The sequence below is a fragment of the Rhodococcus sp. B7740 genome (assembly GCF_000954115.1).
In the GTDB taxonomy this organism is placed as follows: Bacteria; Actinomycetota; Actinomycetes; order Mycobacteriales; family Mycobacteriaceae; genus Rhodococcoides.
Genome location: NZ_CP010797.1, coordinates 1373839 through 1397985 on the forward strand (window position 1 = coordinate 1373839; position 24147 = coordinate 1397985).

At 65.0% G+C, this 24147-nt stretch carries 26 protein-coding genes; 7 read left to right on the top strand and 19 right to left on the bottom strand.

Features of this window, described 5'->3' with window-relative positions:
- Positions 1-57: 57 nt before the first annotated feature.
- Together NY08_RS06260 and NY08_RS06265 are read left to right on the top strand one after the other, a co-directional pair.
- Positions 58-735: an amino acid ABC transporter permease gene (locus tag NY08_RS06260; protein ID WP_045195444.1), complete on the top strand. Its 678-nt coding sequence runs from the start codon at positions 58-60 to the stop codon at positions 733-735.
- Entirely contained in the window at positions 735-1607 is an 873-nt protein-coding gene (locus NY08_RS06265; RefSeq protein WP_032397888.1) for an amino acid ABC transporter permease, read from the top strand. Before NY08_RS06260 ends, NY08_RS06265 begins: the two co-directional genes overlap by 1 nt.
- An 89-nt stretch (positions 1608-1696) precedes the next feature.
- On the opposite strand, the gene NY08_RS06270 is transcribed toward NY08_RS06265, so the two are convergent.
- From NY08_RS06270 to NY08_RS06290, 5 genes are all read right to left on the bottom strand, one after another.
- A complete protein-coding gene (locus NY08_RS06270; protein ID WP_045195446.1) occupies positions 1697-2248 on the bottom strand; it encodes a regulatory protein RecX in 552 nt (183 codons plus the stop codon).
- Positions 2249-2260: 12 nt separating this feature from the next.
- Entirely contained in the window at positions 2261-3298 is a 1038-nt protein-coding gene (gene recA, locus NY08_RS06275) for a recombinase RecA (RefSeq protein ID WP_008716921.1), read from the bottom strand.
- Between the two features lie 194 nt (positions 3299-3492).
- Positions 3493-3684, bottom strand: a complete 192-nt coding sequence (locus NY08_RS06280) for a DUF3046 domain-containing protein (RefSeq protein ID WP_032397886.1) — start codon at positions 3682-3684, stop codon at positions 3493-3495.
- Between the two features lie 10 nt (positions 3685-3694).
- Positions 3695-4867, bottom strand: a complete 1173-nt coding sequence (locus NY08_RS06285) for a glycosyltransferase (RefSeq protein ID WP_200893174.1) — start codon at positions 4865-4867, stop codon at positions 3695-3697.
- Between the two features lie 125 nt (positions 4868-4992).
- On the bottom strand, positions 4993-5589 hold the full coding sequence (locus tag NY08_RS06290; RefSeq protein ID WP_045199841.1) for a TetR/AcrR family transcriptional regulator: 597 nt from the start codon (positions 5587-5589) through the stop codon (positions 4993-4995).
- A gap of 265 nt (positions 5590-5854) precedes the next feature.
- Here NY08_RS06290 and NY08_RS06295 point away from each other — a divergent pair, with 265 nt between their 5' ends.
- Positions 5855-6751 carry a diacylglycerol kinase gene (locus NY08_RS06295; RefSeq protein ID WP_045195449.1) on the top strand — a complete coding sequence of 299 codons (897 nt, stop codon included), beginning with the start codon at positions 5855-5857 and terminating at the stop codon, positions 6749-6751.
- Positions 6752-6769: 18 nt separating this feature from the next.
- On the opposite strand, the gene NY08_RS26240 is transcribed toward NY08_RS06295, so the two are convergent.
- From NY08_RS26240 to pgsA, 5 genes are all read right to left on the bottom strand, one after another.
- On the bottom strand, positions 6770-6943 hold the full coding sequence (locus NY08_RS26240; protein ID WP_032398397.1) for a hypothetical protein: 174 nt from the start codon (positions 6941-6943) through the stop codon (positions 6770-6772).
- A 98-nt stretch (positions 6944-7041) separates the two neighbouring features.
- A complete protein-coding gene (gene pspM, locus NY08_RS06305; protein ID WP_235387125.1) occupies positions 7042-7911 on the bottom strand; it encodes a phage shock envelope stress response protein PspM in 870 nt (289 codons plus the stop codon).
- 43 nt (positions 7912-7954) lie between these two features.
- Positions 7955-8764, bottom strand: a complete 810-nt coding sequence (locus NY08_RS06310; RefSeq protein ID WP_037189526.1) for a PspA/IM30 family protein — start codon at positions 8762-8764, stop codon at positions 7955-7957.
- 144 nt (positions 8765-8908) lie between these two features.
- Positions 8909-9250, bottom strand: a complete 342-nt coding sequence (locus NY08_RS06315; protein WP_032397883.1) for a helix-turn-helix domain-containing protein — start codon at positions 9248-9250, stop codon at positions 8909-8911.
- Positions 9251-9502: 252 nt separating this feature from the next.
- Positions 9503-10195 carry a CDP-diacylglycerol--glycerol-3-phosphate 3-phosphatidyltransferase gene (gene pgsA / locus NY08_RS06320; RefSeq protein WP_235387126.1) on the bottom strand — a complete coding sequence of 231 codons (693 nt, stop codon included), beginning with the start codon at positions 10193-10195 and terminating at the stop codon, positions 9503-9505.
- Positions 10196-10335: 140 nt separating this feature from the next.
- Between pgsA and NY08_RS06325 the strand changes: the two genes are divergently transcribed.
- Both NY08_RS06325 and NY08_RS06330 read left to right on the top strand, forming a co-directional pair.
- On the top strand, positions 10336-10923 hold the full coding sequence (locus NY08_RS06325) for an amino-acid N-acetyltransferase (protein ID WP_230597007.1): 588 nt from the start codon (positions 10336-10338) through the stop codon (positions 10921-10923).
- Between the two features lie 41 nt (positions 10924-10964).
- Positions 10965-11249: a YciI family protein gene (locus NY08_RS06330; protein WP_045195454.1), complete on the top strand. Its 285-nt coding sequence runs from the start codon at positions 10965-10967 to the stop codon at positions 11247-11249.
- Between the two features lie 86 nt (positions 11250-11335).
- Here NY08_RS06330 and NY08_RS06335 read toward each other — a convergent pair whose 3' ends face one another.
- Both NY08_RS06335 and NY08_RS06340 read right to left on the bottom strand, forming a co-directional pair.
- Entirely contained in the window at positions 11336-14023 is a 2688-nt protein-coding gene (locus NY08_RS06335) for a DNA translocase FtsK (RefSeq protein WP_176459295.1), read from the bottom strand.
- Positions 14024-14092: 69 nt separating this feature from the next.
- Entirely contained in the window at positions 14093-14716 is a 624-nt protein-coding gene (locus NY08_RS06340) for a TIGR03085 family metal-binding protein (RefSeq protein WP_032397881.1), read from the bottom strand.
- Positions 14717-14795: 79 nt separating this feature from the next.
- Between NY08_RS06340 and NY08_RS06345 the strand changes: the two genes are divergently transcribed.
- On the top strand, positions 14796-15575 hold the full coding sequence (locus tag NY08_RS06345) for a sulfite exporter TauE/SafE family protein (RefSeq protein WP_045195456.1): 780 nt from the start codon (positions 14796-14798) through the stop codon (positions 15573-15575).
- 31 nt (positions 15576-15606) lie between these two features.
- Here NY08_RS06345 and NY08_RS06350 read toward each other — a convergent pair whose 3' ends face one another.
- From NY08_RS06350 to thyX, 3 genes are all read right to left on the bottom strand, one after another.
- The gene (locus NY08_RS06350; protein ID WP_032397879.1) at positions 15607-17361 is read right to left on the bottom strand and encodes a ribonuclease J; all 1755 of its coding nucleotides are present in this window, start codon (positions 17359-17361) and stop codon (positions 15607-15609) included.
- A 107-nt stretch (positions 17362-17468) separates the two neighbouring features.
- Positions 17469-18377 carry a 4-hydroxy-tetrahydrodipicolinate synthase gene (dapA, locus tag NY08_RS06355; RefSeq protein ID WP_027496818.1) on the bottom strand — a complete coding sequence of 303 codons (909 nt, stop codon included), beginning with the start codon at positions 18375-18377 and terminating at the stop codon, positions 17469-17471.
- A 100-nt stretch (positions 18378-18477) separates the two neighbouring features.
- Positions 18478-19230 (bottom strand): FAD-dependent thymidylate synthase, encoded by a 753-nt coding sequence (gene thyX, locus NY08_RS06360; protein WP_045195461.1) that lies wholly within the window; start codon positions 19228-19230, stop codon positions 18478-18480.
- A gap of 140 nt (positions 19231-19370) precedes the next feature.
- Here thyX and NY08_RS06365 point away from each other — a divergent pair, with 140 nt between their 5' ends.
- Positions 19371-19850, top strand: a complete 480-nt coding sequence (locus NY08_RS06365; protein ID WP_032397877.1) for a hypothetical protein — start codon at positions 19371-19373, stop codon at positions 19848-19850.
- A 27-nt stretch (positions 19851-19877) separates the two neighbouring features.
- Here NY08_RS06365 and zwf read toward each other — a convergent pair whose 3' ends face one another.
- From zwf to NY08_RS06380, 4 genes are all read right to left on the bottom strand, one after another.
- Positions 19878-21332: a glucose-6-phosphate dehydrogenase gene (zwf, locus tag NY08_RS06370; protein ID WP_045195463.1), complete on the bottom strand. Its 1455-nt coding sequence runs from the start codon at positions 21330-21332 to the stop codon at positions 19878-19880.
- Between the two features lie 66 nt (positions 21333-21398).
- On the bottom strand, positions 21399-22607 hold the full coding sequence (locus tag NY08_RS06375; protein ID WP_045195465.1) for a winged helix-turn-helix domain-containing protein: 1209 nt from the start codon (positions 22605-22607) through the stop codon (positions 21399-21401).
- 35 nt (positions 22608-22642) lie between these two features.
- The gene (locus NY08_RS26700) at positions 22643-22759 is read right to left on the bottom strand and encodes an MFS transporter small subunit (RefSeq protein WP_441344239.1); all 117 of its coding nucleotides are present in this window, start codon (positions 22757-22759) and stop codon (positions 22643-22645) included.
- On the bottom strand, positions 22756-24117 hold the full coding sequence (locus tag NY08_RS06380; RefSeq protein ID WP_032397875.1) for an OFA family MFS transporter: 1362 nt from the start codon (positions 24115-24117) through the stop codon (positions 22756-22758). Before NY08_RS06380 ends, NY08_RS26700 begins: the two co-directional genes overlap by 4 nt.
- Positions 24118-24147: the final 30 nt, after the last annotated feature.

The window sequence follows — 24147 nt, forward strand, 5'->3', positions numbered from 1 at the left end:
CGTGCGCGCGGAACACGACGGTTGGATCTCGCCGAGCCGTGAGGATCAACAAGCACCGTGAACCTATTGAGCAAGTACGGCGATCAATTGATCGACGCGTTTCTCTCGACCATCTACCTGACGTTGGCATCCCTCGTCGGCGCGCTGGTCATCGGAACGATCATTGCCACGATGCGGGTGTCTCCCATCCCGATCGCGCGTGGCATCGCCGCGACGTACGTCACCATCTTCCGTAACACCCCGTTGACCCTGATCATCCTGTTCACCTCGTTCGGCCTGTACCAGACCATGGGTGTCTCGCTCGCGTCGGAACCGTCCTCGACCTTCCTCGACGACAACAACTTCCGTCTGGCAATCCTCGGTCTGAGTGTCTACACCGCGTCGTTCGTCGCAGAATCTCTGCGATCGGGAATCAACACGGTCCCCGTCGGTCAGGCCGAGGCCGGCCGCTCACTGGGTATGACGTTCACCCAGAACATCTCCATCGTCGTTCTGCCACAGGCGTTCCGCGCCGTGGTCGGACCGCTCGGCAGTGTCGTGATCGCACTGACGAAGAACACGACGATCGCATCGGTCATCGGCGTCGCCGAGGCGTCGTTCCTGATGAAGAACATGATCGAGAACGAGGCCGCGATCTTCGTGGTCGGCGGCATCTTCGCGCTCGGTTTCATGATCCTGACGCTCCCGACCGGGTTGCTGTTCGGCTACATCAGCAAGCGATTGGCGGTGTCATGATGAGTGATGCAGTAGCAGTTCTCTACGACGTTCCGGGCCCGAAAGCGGTGCTGCGCTACCGGATTCTGACCGGGGTCGTTGCCGTCGTCTCGCTGGGCGTCGCGTTCCTCATCTACCGAGCACTCGACTCCAAGGGTCAGTTGACCGCCGAGAAGTGGGATCCGTTCCTCGAATCGACCACGTGGACCACGTATCTGATCCCCGGAATCCAGGGCACGCTGGTTGCAGCGGCGCTCTCGATCGTGTTCGCACTGATCCTCGGTGCCGTCCTCGGTATCGGCCGCCTCTCGGATCATCGCGCGGTACGGATCGTCAGCGGCGCGATCGTCGAGGTGTTCCGCGCAGTACCCGTACTGATTCTGATGATCTTCCTGTACGCGGTCTACGCCGATTACGAGGTCTTCAAGGTCAAGTACCTGGCGTTGGCGGCCGTGGTCACCGGCCTGACGCTGTACAACGGATCGGTCATCGCCGAAATCGTTCGCGCGGGAGTCAATTCACTGCCCAAGGGGCAGCGGGAAGCTGCGTCCGCGCTGGGAATGCGCAAGAGCCAGGTCATGCTTCTGGTTCTGCTCCCCCAGGCCGTCACCGCCATGCTTCCGGCGATCATTTCGCAGATGGTTGTGGCGTTGAAGGACTCGGCGCTCGGTTACGTCATCGGGTACGTCGAAGTGGTCCGTTCCGGTCAGCAGGTAGGCGCGTTCTACAGCAACTACCTCCCCTCGCTGATCATCGTCGCCGTCATCATGATCATCATCAACTCCGCGTTGACGAAGCTGGCCACCGTGGTCGAACGTCGTTTGCGTTCGCGTAAGCGCAAAGCCGGCGCGACCGACGTGGTTCCCGCTCTCGATGGTGGTCAGGCAGCCTGATCACCATCGCCGGCAACGAGTAAGGCCCGCAACACCGATGGTGTTGCGGGCCTTACTGTTTCTCGACGGCTCCTACTCGAGGTGGACGATCACATCGAGTCTGGGCCGTCGAAGCCTTCGGTGTCGGCACCTGCGCGGTCGAGTTGCTCCTTGACCACCGCGAACGCCATGCCCTGCGAGTAGCCACGGCGCGCGAGCATGCCGACCAATTTTCGGACAACCTTGTCACGCTCGGCGCGGGCATCCGGCCCACTCGAGTCCGGCATTTGCAGTGTGCGAAATCGCTTGCGTACCAGCTCGGCTGCGCGCTGACGTTCGTCGTCGGCATCGATCGTATCCAGTGCGTGCAGAGCGAGTTCGTTACTGACTCCCTTGTTGCGGAGCTCCATACTCAGTGCGCGTTTACCCTTGCCCGAGTACTTGTGCCGGGATTGAACCCATTGCTGCGCGAAGGACTCGTCGTCGACAAGCTTTGCCTTTTCGAGCCGATCGAGAACGGCGTTCGCGATCTCGGCAGTGAAGCCCTTCTTCGCAAGATTTGCTTCGAGTTCGTGCCTGCTACGCGCTCGATCGGTCAGCAACCGAAGGCAGACATCTTTCGCCTGCGCCTCGGTGCCGCCACCCTCGTCTCGCTGCTGCACAGCGACAACAGGTTAGAAGTCCACCGGAGCGGCTGCAGGCTCCTCCGCGGTGACGTCCGCGCCGATCTGCAGCTTCTCCATGATCTTCTTCTCGATCTCGTCCCGCACGTCGGGGTTCTCGAGCATGAACTTGCGGGCGTTCTCCTTGCCCTGACCGAGCTGGTCACCCTCGTAGGTGAACCACGAACCCGACTTGCGGATGAAGCCGTGCTCGACGCCCATGTCGATCAACGAGCCCTCGCGGCTGATGCCCTTGCCGTAGATGATGTCGAACTCGGCCTGCTTGAACGGCGGCGCAACCTTGTTCTTGACCACCTTGACCCGGGTGCGGTTACCGATGGCGTCGGTTCCGTCCTTCAGGGTCTCGATGCGGCGGATGTCGAGGCGAACCGAGGCATAGAACTTCAATGCCTTACCACCGGTGGTGGTTTCGGGAGAGCCGAACATGACGCCGATCTTCTCGCGCAGCTGGTTGATGAAGATCACGGTGGTGCCGGAGTTGCTCATCGCGCCGGTGATCTTGCGCAACGCCTGGCTCATCAGGCGGGCTTGCAGACCGACGTGACTGTCGCCCATCTCGCCCTCGATCTCGGCGCGCGGTACCAGTGCCGCCACGGAGTCGATCACGAGGATGTCGAGTGCACCCGAACGGATCAGCATGTCGGCGATCTCGAGAGCCTGTTCACCGGTATCGGGCTGCGACACCAGCAATGCATCGGTGTCGACACCGAGCTTCTTGGCGTAGTCCGGATCCAGAGCGTGCTCGGCGTCGATGAAGGCCGCGATGCCGCCTGCTCGCTGAGCACTGGCCACCGCATGCAGGGCGACGGTGGTCTTACCCGAGGATTCCGGACCGTAGACCTCGATGACACGTCCACGCGGCAACCCTCCGATGCCGAGTGCCACATCGAGCGCGATCGATCCCGTGGGGATGACGGCAATGGGCTGGCGGACCTCGTCACCGAGGCGCATCACCGAACCCTTGCCGAAGTTCTTGTCGATCTGCGCGAGTGCGAGATCGAGCGCTTTGTCGCGATCGTATGCAGCCATCGTGAGCTCCCTGTGTCGTGTCGTTCAGCTGTGTCGTGTCGATCAGCTTTGTCGTCGGTAACGCTAGATCGGGGTACCGACAAGAAGTTTCTCGACACCGACCGGCAACCGTTGACCCAAGCATAGGGGAACACGTGTTCGAGTCAACTACCGCAGCAATCGACACGCCGAAAGGATCGACAGGACCCGGGGAACTACCAGCGTTCTCTCGGTACATCGAACTCGTAGCAGATCGACCGCCACACTTCCCGTGGATCGACGCCGTCCTCGATGGCCTGCGCTCCGGTTCGGCCGATACCGGACAGCACGTGATCGGTCAGCAGCGAATCGCCACGAACGGAGCCGAACTCCTCGGTGAGCAGTTCACGAAATTCGGTCAGACGCACAACGACAACCCTAACGTCCGCGCCGTTGAGTGCTGCGGTCGAGCACCCGATGACAGACGGACACGGGATCCTCGACGGACTGCGCCCCGTCCGCCGCCGTCGCCGCTGCCCGGGCGAAGCGCGGATCGGACAGTACGGTGGCCACCGCGTCGGCGATCGAGGTCGGCGTCGGGGGTCGTACGATGACGGCGCTCCCCTGCCGTGCGGCGCGGTTGGCCAGCTCCCACTGATCGCCACCGCCCGGGACGGTCACCACCGGAACGCCGTGCATGAGCGCCTTGGCCAGCATTCCGTGCCCACCACCGCACACCACCACATCGGCATGACGCAGCAGTTCGTCCTGGCGGCCCAAGCCGGCGTTCGCCCAGTTCGGGAGTACGGCGGGAACTCCGTCGAGAACGGACGCCACCACCCGAACTCCCCTGCCGTCCAACCCTTTCAGCGCCATCTCGAGCATTCCCTCCGCCCCGGTGAAGGCTGTCGACGGCGCGACCATCACCAGCGGTGACGTGCCGTCCGGAGTGTCGAGCAGGTCGTCCGTCGGTTCCCACAGCAGCGGGCCGACCACGTGTGCGTCCTCCGGCCAGTCGGGACGGTGCACCTCGAGCGCAGGAATGGTGGCGACGAGCCGCGCAGCCGGGCCCGGATCCTCGGCAGGCAGCCCGATGCTCGTCCGTGCGCTGGACCGCTGAGCTCGTCCCTGAGCGATCGAGCGTGCCGTCAACGCGCGCATCACGGTATCGCGCAACCTGCCGCGAACCCCGGTACCCGGAGCCAGGCCACTTCCAATGGGAGGCAACCCTTTCGAGGGCGAATACAGTGGATGGGGCGAGAGCTCCACCCAGGTGATCCCGAGCCGCTCCGCGGCCATGCCGCCCCCTGCGGTCAGGATGTCGGACACGACGAGATCGACGTTCTCCCGCTCGAGGTCGGGCAGCAACTCGGTCGAGACGAACGCCGCCCGTGAATGGATACGTTGTCCGGCGTCGAGATCGTCGTCCTCCGGCCGCGGCGCAAGACCACCCAGCGGAAACGCCCGCAGCCCCGCTGCGTGCGCGTCGGGCACCCAGCGGCTACCGGTGAAGAGGATCGGTTCGTCGCCTGCCGCGCGGAAGAGCAGGGACAGCGCGATCGCCGGAAAGGCATGCCCCGGATCGGGCCCGGCCACCACTGCTACTCGCACGAACCCAGCGTGCCACACTCGAGCCGTACCGCTCGACGGGTGCCGGGATCAGGTCGGGAGAGCCGGCCCGAACCCGAGCGGCGAAATGTGCACTCGGTCCCGCATCGCGGTCGACGCAGACTCGTTCACGCACTCTCGGGCCGCAGGTAACTGTCCACTGCGTACGCCATCTGACGCGTCACCTCGGTCCCCGAGACGCGCTCGGACACCATCTCCGCGGACTGCACCGCGGACTGCACCATCAGTAGCACCAGCGTGGCCAGCGTCGTGGGATCCCCTGCGCGAATCGAGCGATCACGTTGTCCGGCAACGACCAGAGAAGACAACGCGTCGATGATCAACGACTGACTGGTTCCGAGACGATGAAGAATGTACGTGGCCAGCACGTCGGAATCGGAACGCAGAATCTTCACGAACAACGGATGGAGTCGAATGCGGTCGGCCACTTCACCCACGGCAGTGACGATCTGATCGCGAGCCGACGCGGTGGCGTCGAAACTCGGAATCAGCGCACCGATCTCACGAGTGAGCAGGCTCGACACAACAGCTCGCGTGTCGGCCCATCGCCGGTACACGGTGGGCCTGCTGACCTTGGCGCGGCGCGCGATTTCGGCCAAGGTGGTGCGCTTGACGCCGTGCTCGAGGATGCAGGACCGGGCCGCGTCGAGAACGGCGTCTTCGACCGACTTCTCGGGAGCTTCTGTTCGGGACGGCGACTGCAGGGGCTCGGACGAGGCAGGACTCGACACCGGCTGCTCGATCACGTGCCACCCTTCGTAGTTCGGACAAAAGGACTGTATTTTCATCAGTAACAGTCTCTTTCGTTACAGTACCTCACGGTTACACGCACCTTCGGTCCCGAAATCACCGGCCACACGCCCGAACAACGTACGCCGGAGGCATACCGCTGCGAATCGCCTCGGTCACCACCACGGGAACCGTCGACCCTGGCAAGCTGATCGATGTGATCGACGAATCGTTGCGACCATGACCCGATCGGTGACGGTGTTGACCAATCCGATGGCCGGCGGTGGTCGCGCGGGCCACGCCGGGCGGTGCGCCGTGGCGCGCTTGCGGGAGCGAGAACTTCACGTCACGACCATCGAAGGCCGCACGCCCGGGGATGCATTGTCATTGCTCGAGAAGGCCGTCGGCAGCGGTACGGACGCCGTGGTCGCCGTCGGCGGCGACGGGCTCGTCAATCTCGTCGTTCAAGTGCTCGCCGGCACCGACGTTCCGATGGGCCTGATCCCGGCAGGCACCGGCAACGACCTGGCCCGAACCCTGGGACTACCTCGCGGCGACGCTGCCCACGCAGCCGATATCGTCGCCGACAACGTCACGCGCGCAATCGATCTCGGACGGATCGGCGACCGGTGGTTCACCACCGTCCTGTCCAGTGGTTTCGACTCGCTGGTCACCGAGAGGGCCAAGCGACTGCGCTGGCCGCGCGGACCTCTCCGGTACAACGCGGCCATGGTGCTACAGCTGGCGTCGCTCACGAAGCTGCCGTACGTCATAGAACTCGACGATGCCGAACTTCGACTCGATGCCACCTTGGTCGCGGTCGGAAACGGCAGGAGTTACGGAGGCGGCATGGCCGTGTGCCCTGCCGCGCGAGTGGACGACGGTCTGCTCGATGTCACCGTCGTTCGCGGGGCGAGTCGGACGCGCCTGCTCGGACTGTCGCCGACTCTGTATCGGGGAACACACATCGACTTACCGGAGGTCGACACGTACACCTCGACGCAGGTCACCTTGCGGTGCGACGGAATCGTCGCCTACGCCGACGGGGAACGTGTCGCGGAACTACCCGTCACGGCACGCTGCATACCGCGGGCCCTTCGGGTGTTCGTCGAGCAGGGCTCTGCTGCTCTCGGGTGACGGAACACCGCATCGGCGTCAGAACTTCAGCGACGAGCGATCGTTGTCGGAGGCGATCGCCTTGTACAGCCACACCAGTCCCATCACGATCGCACCAGCCACCACCAGCCAGAAGAGACCCTTGATGATGCTGCCCAGAAGCGCGAGCGCAATCCAGATCAGAACGATGAATCCCAGAATCTTCCAGAACATGAGTGCTCCTACCGTGTCGCCGCGCACCGTGTCGTATCGCGTACGTCGATCCTGGCATCCGGCCGCGACGAACACATCGGGGTGAACCCTGAATTGTCTCAGCGGTGCCGCGACCGGATCTGATCGATTTCGGTGAGTGCCTCGGCCCATCCCTGCAGTCGATCCGTCGCCGACAACAGCTCACGTCGGTGCGATTCCACGACCGTCGTCGACGCCGGTCCGGCCGGTCCGGTCATCCGCGCGGCCGCGGCGACGAGCTGCTCGTACTGATCGACCCCGGTCGCGAGTTCGTTTGCCGCCGAGGCTATTGCGCCGCGGAGGTGCTCACGGGTCACAGCGCTCGCCGCCCCCGCACGTTCCAGAGCAGCGATGTCGACAGCAACTCCTTCGAGACCACGGGCCGCATCGGAAGTAACCCCGATCATCTCCTCGACGTCGTCGGTACCGATCGTCTCGGACCTCGCGAGGATCCCCAGCAGCTCGAACAGACTCTGCTCGGCACCGGCCAGTCGGGCCATCGACTCGTACGCGGCGGATCCGCGCTGCGGCGACACGCGCTTGGTGGGCAGGCCGACGGGGACCGGTTGGGCGCGAAGACGCCGCAACCGCGTCACCGCGAATGCCGCCGGTACCGCCATGAGGGCAGCACTACCGCCGCCCACGAACAGAGTCCACTCCGGAGCCGACAGCACGGCCATCCCCGCGGTTCCCACCGCTGTCGTCGTGGACGCAGCACCGAACCTGATTCCGCGTCGTCTGGCACGGCGAATCTTCTTCAGATGCTTGACACGGGGGTCTTTCCGACGTCCGGCGGCGTCGAGGATCGAGGTACCGACACTTCGAGCGGACTCCGCCAGAGATCTGACCACTGCACCGGACTCGGAGACGGCGGTGGTGACGGATTCTCGATCGAGCGAAACGGCCGGCCGCTTACGCGACCGGCCGGATTCGTGATCTCTTCTACCCATCTCGGCGCTGCTGTCGGACGACCGAGTTGTTCGTCAGGTCGATCTACGCCTGAGCCGGGGGCTCGGGCGTCGCGTCCGGGGACTTGGCAATCGACGGCTTCGCCGCGGCATTTCCCGACGGCAGCGAGTCGCCTGCCATCGAAGCGCGGATCTGCTCGAGGCGGCTGTGGCCCGCCATCTGCACGGATGCCTGCTGGACCTCCATCATGCGACCGGAGACCGAGTTCTGAGCCAGCTCCGCCGATCCCAGGGCGTCTGCGTAGCGACGTTCGATCTTGTCCCGGACGGCGTCGAGGCTCGGGGTGTTGCCGGGCGCGGACAGGGTGCTGTCCATCGACCGAAGGGATTCGCTGACTTTCTCCTGCATCTTCGCCTGCTCGAGCTGGCTGAGCAGCTTGGTGCGTTCTGCGACCTTCGACTGCAGGGCCATGGCGTTCTGCTCGACGGCCTTCTTGGCCTGAGTGGCCGCCTGCAGCGACTGATCGTGCAGGACCTTGAGGTCCTCGACGCTCTGCTCGGCGGTCACCAGCTGAGCGGCGAAGGCCTCGGCGGCGTTCGTGTACTGCGTGGCCTTCTCGATGTCGCCCGCGGTGGCGGCCTGATCGGCCAGCGTCACCGCTTGCCGAGCGTTGGCATTGAGCTTCTCGACCTCGTCAAGCTGCCGGCTGAGCTTCATCTCGAGCTGGCGCTGATTGCCGATGACGGACGCGGCCTGCTGGGACAGAGCCTGATGCTGGCGCTGTGCGTCCTCGATCGCCTGCTGAATCTGAACTTTGGGGTCGGCCTTCTCGTCGATCTTGGAATTGAAGAGCGCCATCATGTACTTCCAGGCTTTGACGAAAGGATTAGCCATGGGGTGGTCCTGCCTCCATCTGTTGCGCCGCGGTGGCCGCGTACGGGTCGGCTGCTCTCGCAGTGACCGAAATGAACCTGTCCGTGCTGTGAAAGTCGGGTGCGTGATCTGGGTCAGGAGTGGAAACTGATTGCTTTTCCGATCTTAGGCGGCGGCGAGAGCTCTGGCAGCAGGTGCCGGAATCACGACGCGAGTATCGCCGTCGATACGGGTGGCGACCGCTGCCTCGTCGAGCCGCGCTGCGGCGGTGGAGGCGTCGGACAGCGTCACACTGACATCGCTCATGACGTCCGAGAGCGGGACGGCGAGTGCGTCGCAGATCGCGGCGAGGAGTTCGCTCGATGCCTCCTTGCGACCGCGTTCCACCTCGGAAAGGTATCCGAGGCTCACGCGTGCGGTGTTCGAGACTTCACGCAGGGTTCGGCTCTGTGCGACGCGAGTACGCCGCAAACTGTCGCCGAGTGCTTCACGCAATAGCAGCGCCATCTCGCTCCTCCTCGTTGGTGTTCGTGCCGACGACTGTGCCGTCGGGACGACAACGTTCATATCTCGTTCGTCCGGAGCCGTCACGATGTTCAACGTCCCAGCCGGTCCGATTGGTTCCCGACCCTATATGCCCGTTCACTCCAACACGTGCCGAAGCTGCTCCGACACGGCTCCCAAGACTGTATCCCGCCGAATCCTCATCCTGCTCGCCCGCGCGCCACACGGCCGCTGCGGAGGGCACGTCGGAGCGATTCACGTCGAGGACACGCCTCGGCGCAGGCGAACGGCCTGCACCACGTAGTCCAGGCCGGTGTACACGGTGAGCAGTACCGCCAGCGCCATCAAGGCAACGGCGAACGGGTCGACGACACTCGGCAGCGGGCACAGGTACACCCCAATCGCGAACGTCTGCACCAGTGTCTTGACCTTGCCGCCGCGGCCTGCGGGTATGACGCCGTGGCGGATGACGGCGAACCGCACTGCGGTGATGCCGATTTCTCGCACTCCGATGATCACCGTCACCCACCACGACAGGTCGCCCAACATCGACAGCCCGACGAGCGCGGCGCCGATCAACGCCTTGTCGGCGATGGGGTCGGCCATCTTCCCGAAGTCGGTGACGAGACCGTACTTGCGGGCCAGCTGACCGTCGATCCGGTCGGTGATGGCAGCGGCGGCGAAGATCGCGGTCGCGGTCAGCCGCCAGGAGGTGTCGTGGCCGTCGCCGACGAACAGCGCTGCGAGAAAGACCGGAACCAGTGCGATCCGGAGCACCGTGAGCACGTTCGCGATATTGAGCAACGGCACTTCGTCCGGGCCGCCGGCGACAGCGTTGCTGTGGGGCAGCCCCGTCGTGCGCGGAGCATCATCCGATCCGGAGGCGCGGTTGCCGGAAATCTCACCGCTGGACGGAACGCCGTGATCGGGCGCAACCGGCCCGGTCATCGGCACACCCGCGAGCCATCGACGACGTACCGGCTCGTGTGTCCGCTGTTGCGCAGCACCGATCCGCCGAGACGGGGACACAGCTGCAGAAGCGACACACGGAAAGTTTATCGGTTGAGGTACTGACTACTGTTCACCCCATGACTTCTGGGCCGAATCGGGCGAGTCGCGACATCGCAGACCCCGAATCCGACGTGCATTCAGACCTCGCGGACCGTGGCTCCGTGAACGACGGCACCCTCGTCGTGCGTCGAGCCAGGACCTCCGACATCCCCGAGATCAAACGTTTGATCGACATCTACGCAGGACGCATCCTGCTCGAGAAGAACCTCGTCACCCTCTACGAGGCAGTGCAGGAGTTCTGGATCGCCGAACGTGACGGTGAGATCATCGGCTGCGGTGCGTTGCACGTGCTGTGGGCCGATCTGGGCGAAGTTCGCACGGTGGCCGTCGATCCTGCGGCGAAGGGGCACGGCGCAGGCCACCTGATCGTCGCAAAACTGATCGAGGTCGCTCGTGAGCTGGCGCTGCAGAAGGTGTTCGTGCTGACCTTCGAGGTGGATTTCTTCTCCCGACACGGGTTCGCCGAGATCGACGGAACCCCGGTCACGGCGGAGGTCTACGCGGAGATGTGCCGGTCGTACGACACCGGCGTGGCCGAATTCCTGGACCTGAGCTACGTCAAACCGAACACTCTGGGCAACACGCGGATGCTGCTCTCGCTCTGACAGAATTCCGGTATCAGTCCTCGAATCCGGAAGAGAGCTCCATGCCCCTGATCGCCGTCACTTACACCTACTCCCCCGCCACCACGGACGGACGCGACACCCATCGCGCGGCACATCGCGCCTGGCTGGCCGATCTGCTCGACCGGAAGACCCTGGTGTCGAGCGGACCGTACGCCGACGGCAGCGGAGCGCTGCTGCTGGTCGAGGGACCGGATGCCGCCACCGTCGAAACACTGTTCGCCCAGGACCCGTTCGCGGTGGAGAACCTCATCGAGACGGCGACGTTCCACGAGTGGACGCCCGTCATGGGGACCTTCACGTCCTGATCGGCCCGCTCACCCGGTTCGGGTGAATGGACCCTTGCACCGCCCAGACGGCTGCAGTGGTCCATTCACCCGGGACCGGGGAGCGCTCAGAACTCGTCCGACGCGGGCTGCTCGTCCGGGTCGCCGCCCTTGATCGACCACAGCAGACCGTCGAGCTCGTCCGGTTTGACGAGGACCTCGCGGGCCTTCGATCCCTCGCTCGGGCCGACCACCCCGCGGTTCTCCATCAGATCCATCAATCGCCCGGCCTTGGCGAATCCGACTCGCAATTTCCGCTGCAACATCGACGTCGAACCGAACTGACTCGTCACGACCAACTCGACCGCCTGCAACAGCACGTCGAGGTCGTCGCCGATGTCGGGGTCGACATCCTTCTTGTCCGAGACCTTCGCTGCGGTGACGGTGTCGTTGTACTCCGGCTCCGCCTGATTCTTGGCGAAGTCGACGACCGCAGAGATCTCCTCGTCGGTGATGAACGCGCCCTGCAGACGCGTCGGCTTGCCCGCGCCCATCGGCAGGAACAGCGCGTCACCCATACCGATCAGCTTCTCCGCACCCGGCTGATCCAGGATGACGCGAGAGTCGGTCAGGGACGAGGTCGCGAAGGCCAGACGCGACGGGACGTTCGTCTTGATCAGACCGGTGACGACGTCGACCGACGGACGCTGAGTGGCGAGCACCAGGTGAATGCCGGCCGCACGTGCCTTCTGTGTGATCCGCACGATCGCTTCCTCGACGTCGCGGGGAGCGGTCATCATCAGGTCGGCCAACTCGTCGACGATCGCGAGGATGTAGGGGTAGGGCCGATAGACGCGCTCGCTGCCGAGGGGTGCGGTGATCTCGCCGGAACGCACCTTCTTGTTGAAGTCGTCGATGTGGCGGACCTTGTTGATCTGCATGTCCTGGTAGCGCTGCTCCATCTCCTCGACGAGCCAGGCCAGCGCTGCGGCAGCTTTCTTTGGCTGCGTGATGATCGGGGTGATGAGGTGTGGAATGCCCTCGTACGGCGTGAGCTCGACCATCTTCGGGTCGATCAGGATCATCCGAACCTCGTCCGGCGTCGCCCGTGCGAGTAGCGAAACGAGCATCGAGTTCACGAAGCTCGACTTACCGGAACCGGTGGATCCGGCTACCAGCAAGTGCGGCATCTTCGCGAGGTTGGCACTGACGAAATCGCCCTCGATGTCCTTGCCGAGGCCTATCACCAACGGATGGTGATCCTTGCGGGTCGACGGCGCGGTCAGCACGTCCGCCAGACGGACCATCTCCCGGTCCGAGTTGGGTACCTCGATACCGACCGCGGACTTCCCGGGGATCGGCGCGAGCAGGCGAACGTTGTCGGTGGCGACGGCATAGGCGATGTTGCGTGCGAGCGCGGTGATCTTCTCGACCTTGACGCCGGGCCCGAGCTCCACCTCGTAGCGAGTGACCGTGGGCCCGCGGGTGAAACCGGTGACCGCGGCATCGATCTTGAACTGTTCGAGTACCTCGGAGATCGCCTCGATCATGGCGTCGTTGGCCTGGCTGCGGGTCTTGGGCGGATCACCGTCGATCAGCAGCGACAGCGACGGAAGCGTGTAATCGCCGTCGACCACGCGATCGACGACGATCTTGTCGTCCTCGGCTGCCTGCTTCGGTTCGGCCGCTTTGACGATCGGCTTGGGCTTGGGCCGTGGGGGCGCGACCGGCTCGGGGGCAGGTGCGGGGACAGCCGCGTCGGGCACGATGACCTCGGTGGCCGCCTCCGGTGGCGGGGTCTTGCGCGCGCGGGGCGGCTTGGTGACCGGGATGTACTCCTCGGTCGGGTAGTTGTCGTACGGGTCCGCGCTGCCGTGGACCGGGTAGCCGTCGGCGTCGAAGTTGCTGTCGTAGTCGCCGTAGCCCTCGTCCCCGAACTCGGAGCCGAAGTCGGCCGGGTCGTACTCGTCGTATTCGTCACCGCGACTGTCGGTGCCGAACAGTGCTCGCATCCGATCCGGCACGTCGCGCACGGTGGTGCCGGTGAGCAGGAGTACTCCGAACAGACCGGCAAGCAGCAGCAGCGGCACAGCCAGCCACACGGTGAGGCCGTCGGCGATGGGTCCGCCCGCTACGTAGCCGACGAAGCCTGCGCCCTCGGATCGGCCGGCGGCATCGGTCGGTGAACCGGCGGCCATGTGCCACAGTCCGAGGATCGGCAGACCGAGCAGGATCGAGCCCAGGACCAGTCGCGGTCGTACCTCGGGATGCGGTTCGGACCGCATCAGAACAACGGCGATCGCGACACCGAGCACGGGCGCGACGTAGCCGGCTTCGCCGATGACGGCGCGGATGCCCACCTCTATCCATTCACCGACCGGTCCCCCGGCGCTCAACCAGACACTCGCGGCGACGACCACGCTGACGGCGATCAGTCCGAGAGCGATACCGTCCCGGCGGTGGCCGTGCTCGATGTCGGCGGCCTTGCTCACCGTCCGAGTCGTGGCACCGACTCCGCGTGCCGCCATCGACCAGGTGGACGCGATGCCCCGCCCGATCGCATCGAGAGCACCGCGTGACTTCTTCTTCGCCGCAGGCCGCCGAGCCGTCGACGCACCCCTGGCGGGTCCCTTGCCGCGCGAGGATGCGTTCGCACGGGAGGTCGCCGGGTTGCGCGGCGCGGTGGGCTTCTTGGGCGTGGTGACGGTGCGCGCGGTGCGGCCGCCACCGGATTTACGGGCGGTGCCGGACGCGCGCGAGGAGCCGGATCCACTGGACCCGGCCCTGGCGGTGGAGGTGCTGGTCTTTCCTGCCATGCCCCCAGGCTAGTCGCAACAGCCCCGTCGAAACCATCCGCAACACCAGTAACAGCGGAGCCGAATGTGTCAGAAGCTCAGATCGAGTGCCTTCACGACAGCGACATCGTCTGCCGAACCCTCGTACAGAACCTCGATCCGGTCGCGTCCGAATGCGTAGAGCAACAGTTCCGACGGCTCCCCCACCACGGTCACGCCGGGGCCGGACCCGCCCTTGAACGTCGCCCGTCGCCCATCGGGCGTGCGTACGTGAACCGGTACGGGTGACGAGCGATGACCGCCACGACCCACCAAACGGACCTGCGTCCACAGTCGGGTCTCCACGGCGGTGGGCAACACTCGCCGAGTCCAATTCTCCCCTGCCCGGCGCAGATCCTCGTGATGAACGAACATCTCACCGAGGTTGATCAACGGGTCCAGCAGTGCGAACGGTGACCACATGGGCGGCCCGGTCCGAACGTCCTCCACCACGGCGGCGAACGGTTTGTTCGCCACGGATCGCTGAACCCGCGCCGTGTACCCCGCGAGCGGAGACAGAAATATGCCCGGCGAGGCGTCCAAGCGTCGCTCCCGAACGACGAGATGCGCCGCCAGATCGGCCGCTGTCCACTCACCGCACAGCGTCGGCGCATCGGGACCCACGTCGAGAAGGGTCTGGACCAGTTGGGAACGTTCATCCTGGGCAAGGCTCACGTGCTCCAGGCTACGGCCAGACGGAACCAGCGGCATCCTGCCGCGGGATCCCACCCTTTGCCTGGGTAACCTCCCAACAGTGCCGGTATCGGAAATTCTCGTCATCCTGCTCGCCGGGCTCGGAGCCGGAGCCATCAACGCCGTCGTCGGCTCCGGGACGTTGATCACGTTTCCGACGTTGGTCGCATTCGGCTATCCCCCGGTGGTTGCCACCATGTCCAATGCGGTGGGACTGGTCGCGGGAAGTGTCTCGGGTACGTGGGGCTATCGCCGCGAGCTGCGCGGACAGTGGCATCGACTGCGATGGCAGTTGCCTGCCTCGTTCTTCGGAGCACTCGGCGGGGCCTGGCTGCTGCTGCACCTGCCCGAAACGGTGTTCGCCGCAGTGGTTCCGGTGTTGCTCATCGGCGCGCTGATCCTCGTTGTCGCACAACCGAGAATCCAGGCCTGGGCGAAGCGTCGATCGGAGGCCGCGGGCAAGGCCGCGAACCACATCGGTCGCACCAGGATGGCGTTGGTCACCGGAGGCACTCTGCTGGTCGGCATCTACGGCGGCTATTTCACTGCCGCACAGGGAATTCTGCTCATCGGGGTGATGGGGGCACTGCTCCCCGAAACCATGCAGCGGATGAACGCCGCCAAGAATCTGCTGTCACTGGTCGTCAATGTCGTTGCGGCGGTGACGTATACGATCTTTCGATTCGACGACATCAGTTGGCAGGCAGCCGGACTGATCGCGGTCGGCTCTCTGATCGGTGGAGCCGTCGGAGCACGCTACGGCCGCCGGCTCTCGCCGGCGGCCCTGCGTGGTGCCATCGTCGTTCTCGGTCTGATCGGACTCTGGCGACTGCTCGTCTAGCCGATCGCGTCCAGTTCGGCTGCGGGCGTGCCTAGTTCGACTGCGGCTGCGGCTTGACCGCGATGATCGTCGGAACGATCATCGGCTTGCGGCGATACTTGTCAGCCACCCACCGACCGACCACGCGGCGCACGGCCTGCGCGATGCGATGCGTATCGGACACGTTGTCGGAGGCCAACCGCTGCAACTCCGACTCGACGAGTTGACCGGCCTCCTTGAGTGCGGCCGGATCGTCGGAGAATCCGCGACCGGACACCTCGGGTGCGGTCACCGCACGTCCGGTGGCCGAGTCGACGGCAACACTGATCGCGATGAATCCGCCCTCGCCCAGTACCAATCGATCGGAGAGCGTCGAATCGCCGACGTCGCCGACCGAGAGGCCGTCGACGTACACATGCCCCACGGGCACCTGTCCGACGATCTCGGCGAGGCCGTCGACCATGTCGACCACCACGCCGTCCTCGGCCAGCACCACGCGGTCCTCGGGAACACCCGTCGCCTTGGCCAGCGCCGCGTTGGCGCGCAGGTGACGCCACTCGCCGTGTACCGGCATGGCATTGGTGGGCCGCACCGCGTTGTACAGGTACAGCAGCTCGCCCGCCGAGGCATGGCCCGAGACGTGAACCTTCGCATTCTGCTGCGTCACGACGGTCGCACCCCGCTTGGCGAGGCCGTTGACCACTGCGAACACCGAGTTCTCGTTACCCGGAATCAGCGAGGACGCCAGCACCACGAGGTCGTTCGCCTTGACGTTGATCTGGCGGTGCTCGCCGCGAGCCATCCGGGACAGCGCCGACAACGGCTCGCCCTGCGAGCCGGTGGAGATGAGCACCAACCGGTCGTCGGGAAGTGTTGCGGCCGTGTCGACATTGACCTCGAGGCCGTCGGGCACACGCAGGTAACCGAGGTCCTGAGCGATCTGCATGTTGCGGACCATCGACCGCCCGACGAATGCCACTCGGCGGTTGTACCGCTCGGCGACGTCGATGACCTGCTGGATGCGGTGCACGTGACTGGCGAACGACGCGACGATGACGCGCTGCTTCGCCTTGCCAATGACGGTGTCGAGCACTCCGCCGATCTCACGTTCCGGCGTGACGAATCCGGGCACCTCGGCATTGGTGGAGTCGACCAGAAACAGGTCGACGCCCTCGTCGCCGAGCCGTGAGAAGCCGGCCAGGTCGGTCAGGCGACCGTCGAGCGGCAGCTGATCGAGCTTGATGTCACCGGTGTGCAGCACCAGACCGGCGTCGGTTCTGATGGCGATGGCAAGCGCATCGGGAATCGAGTGGTTCACCGCGAAGTACTCGCAGTCGAACGGACCGTGCTGGGTGTGCTGGCCCTCGATGACCTCGACGAGGTTGGGACGCAAGCGATGCTCACGGCACTTGGCCGCGACGAGTGCGAGGGTGAACTTGGATCCGACGACGGGCAGGTCGGGACGCAGACGCAGCAGGAACGGCACTGCTCCGATGTGGTCCTCGTGACCGTGCGTCAGGACCACTGCCTCGACGTCGGCCATGCGATTCTCGATGTGGCGGAAGTCGGGCAGGATCAGGTCGACGCCGGGCTGCTGGTCCTCGGGAAAGAGCACGCCGCAGTCGATGATCAGCATCTTTCCCTGATGCTCGAACACCGTCATGTTGCGACCGATTTCTCCGATGCCGCCGAGTGCGACCACCCGAAGGCCCTTGAACGGGGCCTTCGGCGGTGTGCCGAGGCGCTCCGTCGGATCGAATTCACGACGCTTGTCGGGACGCTGAGTGCGCGCAGAGTTCTGCACCATCGGCTTGCCCTGGCGAGATCCTGCCGGTTGGCCCTGCTTCGGGGCCGGACGCTCGGAGGGAGGTCCGGCGTTTCGGGTTGCGCGTCCGCGCGATCGGTTCGGTCGTGTCATACAAGAACTCCTGCCGCCCGCAGCTCTGCTGCGAGCAATTCGATGTGGTCGATGCTCGGTGGCACCTGGGGAAGTCGTGGTTCGCCGACATCGAGTCCGATGAGGCGAAGTCCGGCCTTCGATGCGCTGACGCCGCCGAGGCGCGCGACCGAACGGATGACCGGGATGAGGCTGACGTTGATCGCCTGTGCGCGTGCGATGTCGCCCATCATGAAAGCGGTGTGCAGCTCACGCAGACGCGCCGGAACGAGGTGGCCGATGACGCTGACGAAGCCGGTGGCACCCACCGAGAGCCAGGGCAGGTTGAGCGGGTCGTCGCCGGAGTAGAACTGCAATCCCGTCGACGCGATCAGTTCGGCACCGGCGTTCAGATCGCCCTTGGCGTCCTTGACCGCGAGGATCCGGGGATGCTCGGCCAGCCGACGCAGTGTCTCGGTCTCGATGGGAACGACCGATCGCGGCGGAATGTCGTAGAGCATCACGGGCAGGTCGGTGGCATTCGCGACCGCGGTGAAGTGCGCGTACAGACCGGCCTGCGGTGGCCGCGAGTAGTACGGGGTGACGACCAGAAGACCGTGCGCGCCTGCGCGAGCGGCATCACGAGCGAGTTCGACGCTGTGCGCGGTGTCGTTGCTGCCTGCCCCGGCGATGATGCGAGCCCGATGGCCGACCGCGGCGATCACCGCACGGAGCAGTTCGAGCTTCTCGTTCTCGGTGGTGGTGGGCGACTCGCCCGTCGTGCCGGCCAGAACCAATCCGTCGTTGCCCTGCTCGACGAGGTGGTGTGCCAGCCGAACGCCTGCATCGATGTCCAACTTACCGTCCGCTGTGAACGGGGTCACCATGGCGGTGAGCACCGTACCGAACACAGGCGCAACGGAAGGAGCGGCGTCACCGTAGGTCATGGCAGCAGATTACCCGGTGCTTTACCCACTCTCGCGCAGCGGGACTCCCCGCCGACACCGCCGGTGCATACCCGGTCTTCGAGGCAACCGAACCTCGTCGTCAGACCTCGGTCACGAACGGGCTGCGGGCGACTTCCGTGCCGTCCGGCAGCGTCGAGATCTCGAAGTCGCCGAACACGTCCGGAGCCACGCCCACGAGCTTACGCAGACATTCCACGGCAACACGTCGAATTTCCACGTCCGCATGTTCGGAGGCTCGCATCGACACGAAATGTCGCCACGCGCGGTAGTTTCCGCTCACCACCACCCTCGTCTCGGTCGCATTCGGCAACACCGACCGGGCCGCCTGACGCGCCTGCTTACCTCGCAGCGCGGCGTTGGTGACCGATTCCAGCTTTCCCTCGAGTGCACCGAGCAGTTCGGTGTAGGCCGCCCGGCTGGCCTCGGTGGCCGCGGCGAACAGCGCCTCGAGTTCGGGATCGCCTTCGACTGCGGGCGGAAGAACCACGTTGGCGTCGTGCTCGGGAACGAATCGCTGCGAGAGCTGCGAGTAGGAGAAGTGCCGGTGCCGAATCAGCTCGTGCGTGCACGATCGTGAGATTCCGGTGATGTAGAAGCTCACGCTCGCGTGTTCGAGAACCGAGAGGTGTCCGACGTCGAGCAGATGCCGCAGGTACGACGCGTTGGTCGCGGTCCGGGGATTGGGCTTGGACCAGCTCTGATAGCAGGCCCGTCCGGCGAACTCGACCAACGCCTGTCCGCCGTCCGCGTCGGTTTCCCAGGGGATGTCGACGGGCGGAACGAACTCGGTTCGGGCGACCAGTTGCACTCTCAACGCAACCGTCCGCGGCACAGCTCTACCTTCGTTTTCTGCTGACACCGCACAACCCTAAACGCGGCACCGATGCCCGGCGAGCGATGGCGTCACTGCGCGGACACGTGACGCCACCAGCACTCCTTGACCGACGTCATTCATGGCGTCACACTGGCGTCATGGAACTGGACAAGTACACCGCGTCACTGCGCACGGATCTACTCGCGGCGGCTGCCCTGGGAGACGAGCACACCCGACAGACAGCGGAGGCTCTCGGAAAGACGGCCGAAGCGTCGGCCAGATTGATGCTGCTCACCGCACTGTCCGACTTCGCGGCCGAGGTCTCGAACGATCTGGACGGACATACGGTCACCGTTCGTCTCGACGGCACGCAGGCGCACGCCGATGTTCGACGCGACAGCCCGGTGCCCGGTCTGCACGACGGCGATCCGGCGGAGCCCGTCACCGAGGACTACCCCACCATGGACGATGTGTCCGGTGAGGTGCGACGGGTCACGCTGCGACTGGTCGAGCAGATCAAGGAACGCGCCGAGGACGCCGCGAACAACAGCGGAGTGTCGCTCAATTCGTGGTTGTCGCAAGCAGTTCAGGGCGCACTGCGCGATCAGATGCGCAAGGAACGCGGCTGGAACAACTGAGCCCAGGAGTTCGAGCGAGCGCCGGCCCTACTTCTTCTCGCGCCACTCCCGCTCGAACGGCAACCGCCACGCGTGTGGGGCGATGAGTTGATGGATTGCGTTGGGACCCCACGACCCTGGTGCGTACAGACGAACCGGGGGCGGATCGGCGAGCAGCGGCTCCGACACCTGCCACAGCCGCTCGATGCCCTCTGCCGTGGTGAACAGCGTGTGGTCGCCGTACATGGCGTCGAGAATGAGCCGTTCGTACGCCTCGAGGACGTCGCCGACCCGCTCGGTTTCCTGGATGGCGAACTGCATGCTGAGTTTGTCCAGACGCATACCGGGTCCTGGACGCTTGCCGTAGAACGACAGTGACACCTTCGAGGCGTCCGCGAGGTCGAAGGTCAGGTGGTCGGGACCTTGCGCACCCACGCCCGAGCCGGCCGGGAACATGCTCTTCGGTGGTTCCCTGAACGCGATCGAGATGATGCGCTGCCCCTCGGCGAGGCGTTTGCCGCTGCGCAGGTAGAAGGGAACTCCGGCCCAGCGCCAATTGTCGATCTCGCACTTGAGGGCCACGAAGGTGTCGGTGTCGGAGTCGGCGGCCACCCCCTCCTCCGAGCGATAGCCCGTGTACTGGCCTCGGACAACGTTTTTCGGGTCGAGCGGCATCATGGACCGGAAGACCTTGTTCTTCTCCTCGCTGATGGCGCGGGGTTCGAGCGCCGTCGGCGGTTCCATCGCCATGAATGCCAAGACCTGGAACAGGTGGGTGACCACCATGTCCTTGTACGCGCCGGTGGATTCGTAGAACCCGGCTCGTCCGTCGAGGGCGAGCTTCTCCGGGATGTCGATCTGGACGTGATCGATGAAGTTGCGATTCCAGATCGGCTCGAACAACCCGTTGGCGAAGCGGAAGGCCAGGATGTTCTGCGCGGGTTCCTTGCCGAGAAAGTGATCGATCCGGAAGACCTGATCCTCGTCGAACGTCTCGTGAACCCGAGCGTTCAGGGCGATCGCGCTCTCGAGGTCTGTGCCGAACGGCTTCTCCATGATGATCCGGGAGCGCTTGACCAGATCTGCCGACGCGAGCGTATCCACCACTGCCAGAGCAGCTCTCGGCGGAACGGACAGATAGTGCAGCCGTTTGGCGCTTCCTCCGAGTTCGATCTCGGCCTCGGCCACGGCCTCCCCCAGCGCCGCCGGTCCTGCCTTCTGCGACACGTACGTCAATCGCGAGGCGAAACGACTCCATTGCTCGTCACCGACTTTGCGACTCGAATAGGCGTTGATCGATTCGCGAGCGAGAGCGCGGAATTCGTCGGTCGACATCTCCTCGAGTGAGGTTCCGACGACGCGGATGTTCGGCGCGAGATCGGAGAGCGCCAGATGCATCATCCCGGACAGGAGTTTTCGCTTGGCCAGGTCTCCCGTCGCCCCGAACAGGACGACGACCTGGGTTGGGAGTTCCGTGGCGGTGTCCGACCGGCGTGAAGTCACGGTTCGAATAGTGGCACCGATTCTGCCCGAGTGCACTTCGGCGGGACCCGACCCAGCCGACGAAGGTCAACGCAATGCGGCGACGAGGTCTCCCCGGTCACCCACCACCACGCGTTCGAGTTCGAGCCAATCCGCCATCTCCCGCAGCACCTCTCGCAGTCGAGGCGCTATGTCGCCCGCGTTGCGGTCGCCTTCGACGAAGGCCGCGACCACGTGCAGCTCGGACCGCGCTCGCACTGCCTTGAGATCGAGTCGGGCCACCAGATGCCCGTCCAGCAGAAAGGGAAACACGTAGTAGCCGTGAACTCGCTTGTGCTGTGGGGTGTATATCTCGATTCGATAGTGGAAGTCGAAGATTCGCTGGACCCGCGGCCGGTAGAAGATCATCGGATCGAACGGGCACAGCAGAGCGGCAGCGGTGGCCGTTCGCGGTGTCCTGGCCTCGCGGTGCAGGAATGCCGGTGCGTTCCAGCCTCGGACGGTCACCTGTTCGAGCACACCGTCCTCGACGAGTTCGGCGATCGCCGCCTTGGCCTGCTTCTGCGAGAGTCGGTAGTAATCCCTCAGATCCGGCTCGGTGGCGACTCCCAGTGCCCGCGAGGACTTCTCGATCAGTGCACGTACCGCGACCGGTTCGTCGACGCGCCTGCGCAGAACGTCGTCCGGGATCACCCGTTCGCTGAGCTCGTACCGGCGCACGAAACCCGTCCGAGCCGGCACGGTCACCACGCCCGCCGCGAACAGCTGTTCGCAGACGACCTTGACGTCACTGCGGTCCCACCACGGCCCCTTGCGACCGGGTGTGTCCACCTCGAGGTGCTTCTCGATCTCACCTGCGCTGGCCGCACCGTTGTCGCCGATCACCGCGAGGACGTCGTCGGCGAGAGTCGGTTCACGGTCGAGAATGTGGGCAGCTCCGCCCCACCGCCCGTGTCGATACAGCTCCATTCGCCACCGCATCAGCGCCCAGTCCTCGACGGGTAGCAGCGCGGCCTCGTGTGCCCAGTACTCCACCAATCGACGCGGCCGACGAGCGGTGTCGGTCCATGCGGCGTCGTCGACGATCGAGCGGTCGTACACGCCGACGCGGCTGAACACCGGTGCATAGTGCGCACGAACCACCACCGACACCGAGTCGATCTGCAGCAACCCGGTGGTGTCGATCGCTGCGTGCACCGCGGCCCTGCTCGCCGGCCGAGTACGCGACCGCCTCGACGCCAGCCCCTGGGCGGCCAGGGCCGTGCGGCGGGCGGCGGCGGCACTCATCTCCTGCATCGGGCCAGCCTGTCACGGCCCACCGACACGTCGACTCAGGTACTGAACAGATTCGCCGCCTTGAGGATCAATTCGTACAGTCCGTAGGCGAACGGCACGCCGACCCACGCCCATGCGACCGCCATCGTGACCTGCCTCTGTACGCCGCTCATGCCTTCACTCCCGTAGTGGCTGCAGAACCCGCGTGATCGGATTCGTGGTACTTGGAGGCGACCGGTTTGATCGCCTCGTTGGCCAGGAAGCCGACCACCAGCAGGCCGATCATCACGTAGAACGCCGGCAGGTATCGGCCGGTGGTCCCCGGCTCACCCGCGTCGGCGATGGCATTGACGATCAGTGGCCCCAACACACCGGCCACCGACCATGCGGTGAGCAGTCGTCCGTGGATCGCGCCGACCTGGTACGTACCGAAGAGGTCCTTGAGATAGGCGGGAACCGTCGCGAAACCCGCACCGTAGAACGAGAGAATCAACAGAGCCGAGACCATGAACAGGATCTTGTTGGTGTTGGTGAACAGCGCGATGTACAGGTACAGCAACGCTCCGACACCGAGATACATCCGGTAGATGTTCTTGCGACCGACCACATCGGAGACCGAGGACCAGACGAACCGCCCGATCATGTTGGTCAGGGAAAGGAACGCGACGAAACCGGCGGCTGCGGCAGCAAGGGATTCGGGCGAGGTCGCGTCGGGAAAGAAGTCCTGATAGATGCCCGATCCGCGTTCGAGGATGCCGATTCCGGCAGTGACGTTGAAGCACAACACGACCCACAGCAGCCAGAACTGCGGAGTCTTCACTGCGTTCGCGGCCGAGACGTTGTGCGTCGAGATCATCGACGACGACGCGGGAGGGGTCCACCCGGCCGGCTTCCATCCCTCGGCCGGCACTCTGATGAGCACGACACCGAGGGCCATGAACACCGCGTATCCGACGCCCAGCGTGAGGAACGTCTTGGCGATGGAACCGTCGGTGAAGCCGCCGAAGTTGACCATCAGCTGGCTGGTGAGCGGAGACGCGATGAGTGCGCCGCCGCCGAAGCCCATGATCGCGATTCCCGTGGCCATACCCGGCCGGTCGGGGAACCATTTCATCAGCGTCGAGACAGGTGAGATGTAGCCGATTCCGAGGCCGATGCCGCCGACGAATCCGTAGCCGAAGATCACCAGCCAGAACTGTCCGAGGGCCATGCCGAGCGCGGACAGCAACAGTCCGGAGACGAAGAAGACCAGGGAGACGGCCATGGCCCACCGTGGACCGTTCTTCTCGACGCGGGTTCCGAAGATCGCCGCGGACAGGCCGAGCATGACGATGGCGAGCTGGAACGGAATGGCGGTGACGGTTCCGCTGAGTCCGAGCGCGTCGGGCTGCGAGATGGCGTTCTTGAACACGCTCCAGGCGTAGGCGGACCCGATCGCGAGGTGAATCGACAGGGCCGCCGGGGGTATCAACCAGCGACTCCACTCGGGTGTGGCGACGATTCTGGACCGGTCGAGAATGGGGAGGGTCATCGAAATCCCTTGGAATAGAAAGTGGTACAA